This window comes from Streptomyces sp. ITFR-6 (assembly GCF_031844725.1).
Lineage (GTDB): Bacteria > Actinomycetota > Actinomycetes > Streptomycetales > Streptomycetaceae > Streptomyces.
Genome location: NZ_CP134612.1, coordinates 6,720,052 through 6,732,094 on the forward strand (window position 1 = coordinate 6,720,052; position 12,043 = coordinate 6,732,094).

A 12,043-nucleotide genomic window follows, 5' to 3' on the forward strand; every position below is an offset into this window, starting at 1 on the left:
TTGGCGAAGGCGCGGGACGGTGATCCCGCCCGCTACCGCCCCAGCTGCACCAGGAGTACGTGATGGCCTTCACGCACAGGGAATTCACCAGACAGTCCGCCCTCACGGGTGCCGGCGTCTCCCTCACCGGAACCGTAGCCGCGCTGGCCACCGCGCCCGGCGCCCTCGCCGCCGGGGACTCGAAGCACGGCCACGACGGTCACGGCCACGGTCATGACCATGACGGCCACGGCCACGGTCACGGCTACGGGCACGACCACGGACCCGGCTACGGGGCGCTGGTCCCCGACCCGAAGGGCATACTCGCGCTGCCCGCCGGATTCTTTTACAAGGTCATCACCCACAGCGGCGTCACCAAGCTGGAGACCGGTGAGTACACCCCCTCCAACCACGACGGCACGGCCGCCTTCGAAGGCGGCCGTGCCGTCACCCTGCTCGTGAACAACCACGAGCTGGCCGGGGTCCGCACCGACTGGGAGCACCCGGTCCCGCTCACCGACGGTCTCGTCTACGACGCGGTCGCGGGCGGCGGCTGCACCGTCGTGGAGACCCGCCGCGACGGCCGCACCGCCGAGTGGGTCGGCATCGCCGGCACCTCCACCAACTGCGCCGGCGGCGCCACCCCGTGGGGCACCTGGCTCACCTGCGAGGAGACCGAGGACAGGGCCGGGACGAACGGTCTGCTCAAGGACCACGGCTACGTCTTCGAGGTCGACCCGTACGACAAGCGCGCCAACCGCGACCCCCGCCCCATCAAGGCGTTCGGCCGGTACGCCCACGAGGCCGTCGTCATCGACCCCAAGCAGGGCCACGCCTACCTGACCGAGGACGCCTCCGGCCCCAACGGGCTGCTCTACCGCTGGGTCCCGCCGCACGGCTTCAGGCACGGCCACGGCAAGCTGCGCACGCTCGCCGCCGACGCCGGGGTCCTCCAGGCCATCAAGTGCTTCGACCGCGGCGGCAGGTTCGTCGACGACCTCTCGCGCGCCACGAAGATCGGCACCGTGTACGGCGTGGACTGGGCCGATGTCCCCGACCGAGACGCGAAGACCGTCTCGGTGCGCAAGCAGTTCGGTGACAGGGCCGTCACCCGGGCCCGCAAGCTCGAAGGCATGTGGTGGGGCGACGGCGGCACCTACATCGTCTCCTCCTTCGCCCGTGACGAGAGCCCGGTCCAGCACGACGGCCAGGTCTGGTTCTACGACCCGAAGCGCCGCACCCTGACACTGAAGGTGCTGCTCGGCGTCAACGCCGACCCCTCGAAGGACGGCGCCTTCGACGGCCCGGACAACATCACCGTCTCGCCGTACGGCGGGCTGGTGATCGCCGAGGACGGCGAGGGCGTGCAGCACCTCTTCGGAGTCACCGAGAGCGGCCGCACCTACCCCATCGCGCGCAACGAGCTGAACGCCGGGACCGAGGAGGACCCGGAGTACAGCGAGTTCACCGGCGTCACGCTCTCGCCCGACGGGAAGACGCTGTTCGCCAACATCCAGACGCCCGGGATCATGGTCGCCGTCACCGGCCCGTGGAAGCGTCAGCCGCGAGAGCAGCGGTAACACGTACGAGTGGTCCGTGCCGTGCCGTGCCGGTGTCCTCCGGGAGAGGGACATCGCGGCGTGGCACCGGCCCGGCGGGGCCGCCGGGTGCGTACGGACCTCGCGTCCGGCGGACCGGGCGCCGGCGTCCCATGTCGGAAAGGGATAAGCGCCACATCCCGGGGGGTCGTGCGGGGGGCGTGCTTCGGCGTGATGCCCTTGCCGGGAGCGGGACAGGAGGCCCGCCGGGCCCGGAATCGCTGATTACGAATCCGGCATCAGTGGGGCTCCAGGAGCGGTCGGGCATGGCGTCCGGCGTTTCCAGGGCGCATACTCAAGGTAATGAAACAGTCAGCCGGATCCCGGCGTCACCTGCCTTCCAGTCCCTTCAACCGCCCGGCCCAGGCGGCCCCACCGGTCGAATTGTTCGATGTGGGCGACAGGGTGTCGCACGACCAGTTCGGACTCGGCCGAGTCCTTGCTGTCGAGGGCGACAACGACGCAGTGCTCATCGACTTCTCGGGGCGACAGGGGAGGATCCTGAGCCCGTACTCCAAGCTGACCAAGCTCTGAGAGAAGCGACGAGCACGCGCCGCGTCCGCCGTACTCCTCCACGTTTCCTCACAGACGGCCTTCAGGGGCACCCGCACCAGCCGGGTGCCCCTGAAGCCGTTCCCCCGCGGACGATCAGAGCGACTGGGCGGCGGGCTTGACCATGCCCCGGACGGTGCGCGACTTCACGAAGTCGCCCACCGCGGTCATCTCCCACTCGCCGGAGAACTGCTTGATCAGCTTGGCCATGATCACGCCGGTCTGCGACTCCGCGCTCGTCAGGTCGAAGCGGACCAGCTCCTCTCCGGTGGCAGCGTCGATCAGCCGGCAGTAGGCCTTGGCCACCTCGGTGAACTTCTGTCCGGTGAACGAGTTGACCGTGAAGACCAGACCCGTCGCCTCCGCCGGGATCCGGCCCAGATCGACGACGATCACCTCGTCGTCCCCCGCGCCCTCGCCCGTGAGGTTGTCGCCCGAGTGCTTGATGGCGCCGTTCAGGATGGAGAGCTTGCCGAAGTAGCAGCTGTCCAGGTGGTTGCGGTCCGGCCCGTAGGCGATCACCGACGCGTCCAGGTCGATGTCCTTGCCCCGGAACGCGGGCTCCCAGCCGAGGCCCATCTTGACCTGCGAGAGCAGCGGCTTGCCGCCCTTGACCAGCGACACCGTCTCGTTCTTCCGCAGGCTGACCCGGCCCTTGTCCAGGTTGATCCGTCCCGTGGCCGGGGGCGCCGGAGGAGCGGCGGGCGGGGCGGCGGGGACCGGCGGGGCGGCCAGCCTCGGGTCCACCGGAGCGGCGGCGGGCACCGGAGGCGCCACAGGGGCGGGCGCGGCGGCGGGCTCGTCCTCGACGGAGACGCCGAAGTCGGTGGCGATGCCGGCCAGCCCGTTGGCATAGCCCTGACCGACCGCACGGGCCTTCCAGGCGCCGCCCCGCCGGTAGACCTCGATGACCACGAGCGCGGTCTCCGCACTCAGCTGGGGCGGGGTGAAGGTGGCGAGCACGCTGCCGTCGTCCGCGTTGCGCACGGTGGCGGTGGGCTCGATGCCCTGGAAGGTCTGGCCCGCCCCGTCCGGGCTCGCGGTGATGACGATCTTCTCGATCCCGGACGGCACGGCAGCCGTGTCGACCACGATCGCGTCGGGCGCGGTGCCGCCGCCGGAGCGGTAGGCCACACCGGGGCCGGTGGGCTGGTTGTAGAAGATGAAGTCGTCGTCGGAGCGCACCTTGCCGTCGGCGGTGAGCAGCAGGCCCGATACGTCGAGCCGCACCGGAGCGGCGACGTCCACCGCCACGCGGGGGGCGGAGAGAGAGATGTTCGAGCCGGGTGTCATAGCGGTCATGCAGGAGGTAACGAATGACCCGGCTTTGCCGTTCCCTTACCTTTGGGCGGCTTCGCCCGTACGGCGGCGGAGCCGGCCGCGCTCAGTGCGGCCAGATCGGCGGGTTGGTGCAGAAGTGGCCGCCGAGGTGGGCGTGGTCCGGGTTGTCCGGGTCGAGTTCGCCCTGCTCGGCGATGAGCTTCGCCGCGTACGGCTCCGAGTCGTCCCTCGGCTCGTAGCCGAGCGAGCGCGCCGAGGCCAGATCCCACCAGAGCCGGGTGTTGTCGGACGAGCCGTGGATGACGGTGTGCCCGACGTTCTCCGCCGTGAGCGCGGCGTCGAAGAGCCGGGCGCCGTCGCCGGGGCTCATCCATACCGAGAGCATCCGTACGGAGGTCGGCTCCGGGAAACAGGAGCCGATGCGCACGGAGACGGTCTCCAGGCCGTGCCGGTCCCAGTAGAGCTGGGCGAGATCCTCACCGAAGGACTTGGAGAGCCCGTAGAACGTGTCCGGGCGGCGCGGGGTCCCGATCGGGATCAGCGGGTCGCCGGGGAGCGGGCGGGGGGTGAACCCGACGGCGTGGTTGGAGGAGGCGAACACGATCCGCCGTACGCCCTCCGCGAGCGCGGCCTCGTAGAGGTTGTAGGTGCCTTCGATGTTCGCCCGGAGAATCTTGTCGAACGAGGCTTCCAGCGAGATGCCCGCGAGGTGGATGATCGCGTCGACGCCCCGCACCGCCTCGCGCAACGCCTGCGTGTCGCCCAGGTCTGCGGTGATGGCGTCCGGCTCGCCCTCGATGGGGACCATGTCGAGCAGGCGCAGCCGGTAGCCGTGGGTGGGCAGCAGCCCGCGCATGAGGGTGCCGAGTCCGCCGGCGGCGCCGGTGAGCAGGACGGTACGGGGGCCGGGCATACGCGGATCTCCTCGGTACGGGGGGGCGGCTTCGCTCGCCGGGTCCTTGGGCGGGGTTCACATGCGTGGACAAGTTATGGAGCGGGGTGGGGGTGCGTCAAGGGGTGTCCGGGTCCTTGGTGCGGGGTTCCGTCCTCAATCGCCGGACGGGCTTGATTGTGCGGGTGCTCCGCCGGGTGTGGGGTGTGCCCTGGCCCGGTGGGTGGGGGTTCGGGGTCCCTCCGGGGAGACTCCTCGAACGACGAACGTGCGGCGGGTCCGCGTTGCGTACCCGGGTCTGTGTTCGTCGTCCTGCGGGGACTCCCCTGCACGCCCCCGAGCCCAGAGCCGTCGCGCGTCTGCGGCAGCAGTTCCACAGGCGTGCAGACGCGACTGGGCCTGGGGTGGGGACGTGCAGGGGAGTCCCCGCAGGGAATGGCGTACGACCCGGGTCCCTTACGGTCCCGGGTGAACACGCCATTCCCGAGGAGTCTCCCCGGAGGGGCACCGCCCCCCACCCACCGGGCGGGCGCACCCGCAACGCGGAGTACCCGCACCTCATCTTGACCCGCGCCAAGGCGCTGCCTTAGCGTAGGAGTGTTCATAAATATGGACGCCGATCAGAATTGTGCACGCCTGAACCTGCTCAGGGAGCGCCCGTGTCCTCAGCCCCTCTTGCCGCCCGACTCACCGCTGTCGCCGGGCCGCTCTTCTTCCCCGTCACCCCTTACGGACCCGACGGCTCCGTCGACCTCGATGTCTTCCGCGCGCATGTGCGCCAGGGCATCGACGCCGGTGCGGCCGCCGTCTTCGCCTGCTGCGGGACCGGTGAGTTCCACGCCCTGACGCCCGAGGAGTTCCAGCTCGTCGTCGCCGCGGCGGTCAAGGAGACGGCCGGCCAGGTGCCCGTCGTGGCGGGCGCCGGGTACGGCACCGCGCTCGCGGTCCAGTTCGCGAAGCTCGCGGAGGAGGCGGGCGCGGACGGGCTCCTCGCCATGCCGCCGTACCTGGTCGTGGCCGACCAGGAGGGCCTGCTGGCGCACTACACGGCGCTCGCCGCCGCCACCGGACTGGAGACGATCGTCTACCAGCGCGACAACGCCGTCTTCACCCCGCAGACCGTTCTCGCTCTGGCGCAGACACCGGGCATCATCGGCCTCAAGGACGGCTACGGCGACCTCGACCTGATGCAGCGCATCGTCAGCGCCGTCCGCACCGGACTGCCCGGCCGGGACTTCCTGTACTTCAACGGGCTGCCCACCGCCGAGCTCACCGGTCTCGCCTACCGGGGCATCGGCGTCACGCTCTACTCCTCCGCGGTCTTCGCCTTCGCACCCGATATCGCGCTGGCCTTCTACCGGGCCCTCGAAGGGGGCGACGACGACCGGGTCAACGCGCTGCTCGACCACTTCTACCGGCCGCTCGTCGAACTCCGGTCCAAGGGCCGGGGGTACGCGGTGTCGCTGGTCAAGGCGGCCGTCCGGCTCCAGGGCCTGGACGTCGGGCAGGTGCGCAGCCCGCTCACCGAGCCGCCGGCCGCGCACATCGAGGAGCTGACCGGGATCATCGCGAGCGGCCGCGCACTGCTGGAGCGGAGCGCCGCCGACGGCACCGGGGAGCGCGGGTGAGGACCTCCGCCTTCCTGTATCCCTGGGACATCGTCGGGGACCCGGACGCGGCCGCCCGCGTCGCGGACCTCGGCGTCCAGCAGGTGACGCTCGCCGCCGCCTACCACTCCACCCGGGCGCTGACCCCGCGCCACCCCGGCCACCGCATCGTCACGGCCGAGCACGCGGCGGTGCTCTACCCGCCGGAGCCCGGACGGTGGGAGGGGCGGCGGCTGCGGCCCCACACGCAGTCCTGGGTGGCCTCCGACGATCCCTACGCCGAGGCGGCTGAGGCGCTGGCCGGTGCCGGGCTCCAGGTGCACAGCTGGGTGGTGCTGGCGCACAACTCCCGGCTGGGCGCGGAGCATCCGGACATCTGCGTGGTCAACGCCTACGGCGACCGCTACCCGTGGGCCCCGTGCATCGCGCAGCCGGCCGTCCGCGACTACCTGGTGGAGCTGGCGGCGGAGGCCGCGGTGCGCGGCGGTACGCACGGTACAGAGCTGGAGTCCTGCGGCTGGTACGGCTTCGCGCATCTGCACGCCCACGACAAGATCGCGGGCGTCGGCCTCGGCGACGTGGCGCAGTACCTGATGTCGCTCTGCTTCTGCCCCGACTGCCGGACCGGATACGCGGGCCAGGGGCTGGACGCCGACGAGCTGGGCCGGGCGGTACGCCGGGCGCTGGAGCCGTCCTGGTCCGGTACAGGATCGCCGGAAACCGGCTGGTCCGGCGTCGAGAAGCTCCTCGGCGCGGACCTCGCGGCGGCCACCCTCCGGTGGCGCACCGAGGTGGCCCGCGGGCTCCAGGAGTCGGTGGTCGGCGCGGTACGGGCGGCGGCCGCCCCCGGCTTCCAGGTGCTGCTGCACGCCGACCCCGCGCCGTACCGCTCGGGTGCGAACGTGGGTGTGGACCCGGAGCACATCCTGTCGGTGGCGGACGGCGTGGTGCTGCCGTGCACCGGGGGCGACGCGGCGCGCGAGGCGGTGCTCGGGCCGTTCGGCGGACGGGCGGGTGTCCTCGCGGCCAACCTCACCGTGGTGCGGGGGATGGGCGGCAGCCCGGACACCCTGGAACGCGACGCGCGGCACGCGCTCTCGCTCGGGGCGAACCAACTGCGGCTGTACCACGCGGGGCTGGCCTCCGGTCCGGATCTGGAGGCCGTCGCCGGAGCGCTCTCACGCCTCGGCCGATGACGGGAGCGGGCCGGCGGGGGCGCTCGTCGGCCGCCCCCGCCGGCCCGTGACCAGGGCCACCGCCGCCGCCAGCGCCACCGCGCCCACCAGCGGCAGCAGCACCCGGACGTCCACCACCGCGACCAGCCCCGCGCCCAGCGCCAGCGCCACCGCGTTGGGCGCGAACATCAGCGTTCCGGCGGTCGCCGCCGTGCGCCCCAGCAGCGCGTCCGGCGTCTCCCGCTGCACCGCCGTCATCGCGGCGATCAGCACACCGGGCAGCCCGGCCCCGATCAGCCCGCACGCCAGCAGCGCGACCGCGTCGTGCGGCACCGCGCGCAGCCCCACCGCCACTCCGAAGAGGGCGATGCCCGCCGCGGTGAAGAACCGTTCCGGGAGCCGCCGCAGCAGCGGTCCGGCCAGCAGCCCGACCGCGACGGACCCGACGCCCTGTACGGCGGAGAGCACTCCCGCGTACGCGGGGGAGTGGCCGAGCGTCCGGTCCACGACGGCGTACAGCGTCGCCCCGTTGAGCCCGGCGCACAGCATCGTGACCGATCCCATGAGCACCAGCGGCCGCAGCACCGTCGAACCCCACACCTGCCGCACCCCCGCGGTCCAGCCGCCCGCGCCGTCCCCGGTCGCCGCGGGTGCCGCGTGCCGCACCCGCAGCAGTCCGTAGAGTCCGGCGGCCAGCGCGAAGGAGGCCGCGTCCAGCAGGGCCACGGATACGCCGCCGAACCGGGTGAAGAGCGCCGCCCCGGTGAGCGGGGCCACCAGCTTCATGCCCTCGTTCGCCATCATCCGCAGTCCGTTGAAGTCGCCCAGCAGCCGGGCGTCCACGGCCCCCGCGACCAGCGCCGACTCCGCCGAGTCCATCAGCACGGAGCTCGTCCCGTAGACCAGGAGCACCGCGAACAGGATCCGGACCCGCCCCGCCGAGTCCACCGCGGTCAGGGCCGGCAGCAGCAGGGCCATGACGATGTTCGACCGGACCAGCAGCGGCTTCCTGGGCAGCCGGTCGGCCACCGCGCCCAGGACCGGGCCGAAGAGCACCGGCAGCCAGACGGTGAACAGGGCGAGCGCGGCCAGACTGTCGGAATTGGTCAGGGACTTGACCCAGATCCCGGCCGCGAGCGACATCGCGGAGCTGCCGAATCCGGAGACCACGACCGCCGCCAGGAACAGCCCCGCCGTCCGGTCGCCCAGTACCCGTACCGCCGCGGAACCCGTCATCGTGCCCACCGAACCTCCCTGACCTGCGCGTGTGTTGTGCGGTCAGGCTGGCGTCTGAGGCCGGTCCGGGGCATCGGGAGGATGCCGTAGGCCCGCCCGGCGGGGCGGACCGCGGCCGGGACCGGTGTAGGGCGCACGTCGTAGTCCGGCGAAGTTCTTCTGTCGGAAGCGTTGACGAAACATTCCTGGCGCCTCTAGCTTCATCGCGTCGTACTTCGTACGTCATATATGAGACGCGATACGCGAGATGTGAGAGCCCTTCACCCATGACCTTTGCGCCCACCCCGATTCCGTCCCGCACCCAGTACGTGCTGGAGGCGATCAAGCACGCGATCCTCACGGCGCAGCTGAGACCAGGGCAGGCGCTCGTGGAGACCGAGCTGGCCGCGCAGTTCGGGGTCTCCAAGACCCCTGTCCGTGAGGCGCTCAAGACCCTGGCCGGTACCGGACTCGTCGTCATGAGCCAGTACAAGGGCGTCACCGTGCGCCTGGTCGACGCGACCATGGCCAGGGAGGTGTACGACGTGCGGCTGCTGCTCGAACCGGAGGCGCTGCGCCGCTCCATCACCCGCAAGGCCTCGCTCGACGCGGCCCAGGAGGCCCTGGAGCGCGCCGACTCGGCCGGCGACAAGGCCGACAGGTCGCTCGCCAACCGGGACTTCCACCGGGCGCTCTACCTGCCCTGCGGCAACCCGCTGCTGTCGCGGATGCTCGACGAGGTCCGCGATCAGGCGGCCCTCGTGTCGACCGTGGCCTGGGCGACCATCCCGTCCTGGGAGCGGGAGGCGGCCGAGCACCGGGAGATCCTGCGGCTCGCGCTGGCCGACGACGCGGACGCGGCGGCCGGCGCCCTGCACGACCACATCGCGTCGTTCGTCCGCCGCGCGTTCCCCGACGACGAGGACGGGGGCGGCGCGGCGTGAACCACCGGCACACCGAAGAAAGGCCAGTCCGCATGGACCTCACACCGCTGAAGGCGGCTCTCGCGGACGTCGTGGCGATCCCGGTGACCCCGTTCGCCGCGGACGGCACCATCGACTCGGCGGCGCACCGCGCCCTGCTGCGGAGGCTGCTCGACGGCGGCGTGCGCATCCTCACCCCGAACGGCAACACGGGCGAGTTCTACGCGCTCACCCCCGACGAGCGGCGCTCCGTCACCGAGCTGACCATCGAGGAGACGGGCGGCCGCGCCACGATCCTGGTCGGGGTCGGCCACGACGTGCCGACCGCCGTCGCCGCCGCCGAGCACGCCAGGGACGCCGGCGCCGAGATGGTGATGGTGCACCAGCCCGTCCACCCGTACGTCTCGCAGGACGGCTGGATCGACTACCACCGGGCCATCGCGGAGGCCGTTCCCGGACTCGGCGTGGTGCCCTACATCCGCAACCCGCAGCTGGACGGGGAGCGCCTCGCCACGCTCGCGGACCACTGCCCCAACGTCATCGGCGTCAAGTACGCCGTCCCGGACGCCGCCCGCTTCGCCGCCTTCGCCCGGGACGCGGGCCTGGAACGGTTCGTCTGGATCGCCGGTCTCGCCGAGCTGTACGCCCCTTCCTACTTCTCGGCGGGCGCCACCGGATTCACCTCCGGGCTCGTCAACGTCGCCCCCGGTGTCTCGCTGGCCATGCTGGAGGCGCTGCGGGCCGGTGACCACCCGGCCGCCATGAAGGTGTGGGAGCGGATCCGCCGCTTCGAGGAGCTGCGCGCGGAGGGGCAGTCCGCCGACAACGTGACGGTCGTCAAGGAGGCCCTGGCCTCGCTCGGGCTCTGCGGCCGCGACGTCCGCCCGCCCAGCCGGGTGCTCCCCGAGGCGCGGCGCGCCGAGGTCGCGGACCAGATAGCGGGGTGGTCGGTATGACCGGCCGCATCGCCCCCGAGAAGCTGCGCAGCCACCAGTGGTACGGCACCGACGGGCTGCGCTCCTTCAGCCACCGCGCCCGCACCCGCCAGCTCGGCTACCTCCCCGAGGAGCACCTCGGCAAGCCGGTCGTCGCGATCCTCAACACCTGGTCCGACATCAACCCCTGCCACGTCCATCTCCGCGACCGCGCCCAGGCGGTCAAGCGGGGCGTCTGGCAGGCGGGCGGCTTCCCGCTCGAATTCCCGGTCTCCACCCTCTCGGAGACGTTCCAGAAGCCGACCCCGATGCTCTACCGCAACATGCTGGCGATGGAGACGGAGGAACTGCTGCGCTCCTACCCCGTCGATGGGGCGGTGCTGCTGGGCGGCTGCGACAAGTCGACGCCCGCGCTGCTGATGGGCGCCGCGTCGGTGGACCTGCCGGCCGTGTTCGTGCCGGCCGGGCCGATGCTGCCGGGACACTGGCGGGACGAGGTCCTCGGCTCCGGCACCGACATGTGGAAGTACTGGGACGACAAGCGGGCCGGGCTCATCGGTGACTGCGAGATGGCCGAGCTGGAGAACGGGCTCGCCCGCTCGCCGGGGCACTGCATGACGATGGGCACCGCCTCCACCCTGACCGCCGCCGCGGAGGCGCTCGGCGTCACCGTCCCGGGCGCCTCCTCCATCCCGGCCGTCGACTCCGGGCACGACCGGATGGCCGCGCGGTCGGGGCTCGCGATCATCGAACTGGTGTGGCGGCAAAGGAAGCTGTCCGAGATCCTGACGGCCCAGGCGTACCAGGACGCAGTCGCCACCGTCCTCGCGCTCGGTGGCTCCACCAACGCCGTCATCCATCTCATCGCGATGGCGGGCCGCTCCGGCGTCAGGCTCAGCCTGGACGACTTCGACCGCGTCGCCCGTACCGTCCCGGTGCTGGCCAATCTCCGCCCCGGTGGGAAGTACCTCATGGAGGACTTCCACTTCGCGGGCGGGCTCCCCGGATTCCTGGCCCGGCTCACCGATGTACTCCACCTGGACCGGCCCACGGTCACGCACGACACCCTGCGCGCGCAGCTCGACGGCGCGCTCGTGCACAACAGCGACGTCATCCGGGAGCGCGACAACCCCCTGGCCGACGAGGGCGGCGTGGCGGTGCTGCGCGGCAACCTCTGCCCGGACGGCGCCGTCATCAAGCACATCGCCGCCGAGCCCCGTCTGCTTCGCCACACCGGTCCCGCGGTCGTCTTCGACGACTACCAGGAGATGCAGCGCACCATCAACGACCCGGCCCTGGCGCTCACCCCCGACCATGTGCTGGTGCTCCGCAACGCCGGGCCCAAGGGCGGCCCCGGGATGCCCGAGTACGGCATGCTGCCGATCCCCGACTACCTGCTGAAGCAGGGCGTACGGGACATGGTGCGGATCTCCGACGCCCGGATGAGCGGCACCAGTTACGGGGCCTGCGTGCTGCACATCGCGCCCGAGTCCTATGTCGGCGGGCCCCTCGCCCTCGTCCGTACCGGCGACCTGATCACCCTGGACGTCGAGGCGCGGCTGCTCCATCTCGACGTGAGCGAGGAGGAGCTGTCCCGGCGCAGGGACAAGTGGACGCCGCCGGTCAACCGTTACGAGCGCGGATACCCGGCGCTCTACCAGGACCAGATCACCCAGGCCGACACCGGCTGCGACTTCGCCTTCCTGGCCCGGCCGGGAGAAGTGCCGGACCCGTACGCCGGCTGAACGGCCCCACCGGAATTCCGCGCACCGCCCTGTGTACCGCCCGTACACCGCCGTGTTCGACAGGTCGAACGCCATGCGGCAAGCGCTTGCGCGCTACACGCACCGCCCGTACGCCGTACCCCGTACCTCGTAGCTCGTACC

Annotated in this window: 10 protein-coding genes; 7 read left to right on the forward strand and 3 right to left on the reverse strand. The window is 71.9% G+C overall.

Annotated elements, in window-relative coordinates; genetic code table 11:
• Nucleotides 1-62: 62 nt before the first annotated feature.
• Nucleotides 63-1,559: an alkaline phosphatase PhoX gene (locus RLT59_RS30595; RefSeq protein ID WP_311306399.1), complete on the forward strand. Its 1,497-nt coding sequence runs from the start codon at nt 63-65 to the stop codon at nt 1,557-1,559.
• Nucleotides 1,560-1,880: 321 nt separating this feature from the next.
• The gene (locus RLT59_RS30600; RefSeq protein ID WP_037711258.1) at nt 1,881-2,111 is read left to right on the forward strand and encodes a hypothetical protein; all 231 of its coding nucleotides are present in this window, start codon (nt 1,881-1,883) and stop codon (nt 2,109-2,111) included.
• A 114-nt stretch (nt 2,112-2,225) separates the two neighbouring features.
• Here RLT59_RS30600 and RLT59_RS30605 read toward each other — a convergent pair whose 3' ends face one another.
• Together RLT59_RS30605 and RLT59_RS30610 are read right to left on the reverse strand one after the other, a co-directional pair.
• Nucleotides 2,226-3,431, reverse strand: coding sequence for a TerD family protein (locus RLT59_RS30605; protein WP_311306400.1), 1,206 nt, complete (start codon nt 3,429-3,431; stop codon nt 2,226-2,228).
• A gap of 82 nt (nt 3,432-3,513) precedes the next feature.
• Nucleotides 3,514-4,323: an NAD-dependent epimerase/dehydratase family protein gene (locus tag RLT59_RS30610; protein ID WP_311306401.1), complete on the reverse strand. Its 810-nt coding sequence runs from the start codon at nt 4,321-4,323 to the stop codon at nt 3,514-3,516.
• A gap of 638 nt (nt 4,324-4,961) precedes the next feature.
• On the opposite strand from RLT59_RS30610, the gene RLT59_RS30615 reads away from it, so the two are divergent.
• Entirely contained in the window at nt 4,962-5,930 is a 969-nt protein-coding gene (locus tag RLT59_RS30615) for a 5-dehydro-4-deoxyglucarate dehydratase (protein WP_311306402.1), read from the forward strand.
• Nucleotides 5,927-7,105: a hypothetical protein gene (locus RLT59_RS30620; RefSeq protein ID WP_311306403.1), complete on the forward strand. Its 1,179-nt coding sequence runs from the start codon at nt 5,927-5,929 to the stop codon at nt 7,103-7,105. The genes RLT59_RS30615 and RLT59_RS30620 overlap by 4 nt, the downstream gene beginning before the upstream one ends.
• Here the strand turns inward: RLT59_RS30620 and RLT59_RS30625 are convergent.
• Nucleotides 7,088-8,320 carry an MFS transporter gene (locus RLT59_RS30625; protein ID WP_311307909.1) on the reverse strand — a complete coding sequence of 411 codons (1,233 nt, stop codon included), beginning with the start codon at nt 8,318-8,320 and terminating at the stop codon, nt 7,088-7,090. The genes RLT59_RS30620 and RLT59_RS30625 overlap by 18 nt on opposite strands.
• Nucleotides 8,321-8,586: 266 nt before the next feature.
• Between RLT59_RS30625 and RLT59_RS30630 the strand changes: the two genes are divergently transcribed.
• Genes RLT59_RS30630 through araD form a run of 3 tightly spaced genes read left to right on the forward strand, consistent with a single transcriptional unit; the run spans nt 8,587 to nt 11,902 of the window.
• Nucleotides 8,587-9,243, forward strand: a complete 657-nt coding sequence (locus tag RLT59_RS30630) for a GntR family transcriptional regulator (RefSeq protein WP_024494075.1) — start codon at nt 8,587-8,589, stop codon at nt 9,241-9,243.
• Nucleotides 9,244-9,275: 32 nt separating this feature from the next.
• Nucleotides 9,276-10,178 (forward strand): dihydrodipicolinate synthase family protein, encoded by a 903-nt coding sequence (locus RLT59_RS30635; protein WP_311306404.1) that lies wholly within the window; start codon nt 9,276-9,278, stop codon nt 10,176-10,178.
• Nucleotides 10,175-11,902: an L-arabinonate dehydratase gene (gene araD, locus RLT59_RS30640; RefSeq protein ID WP_311306405.1), complete on the forward strand. Its 1,728-nt coding sequence runs from the start codon at nt 10,175-10,177 to the stop codon at nt 11,900-11,902. Before RLT59_RS30635 ends, araD begins: the two co-directional genes overlap by 4 nt.
• Nucleotides 11,903-12,043: the final 141 nt, after the last annotated feature.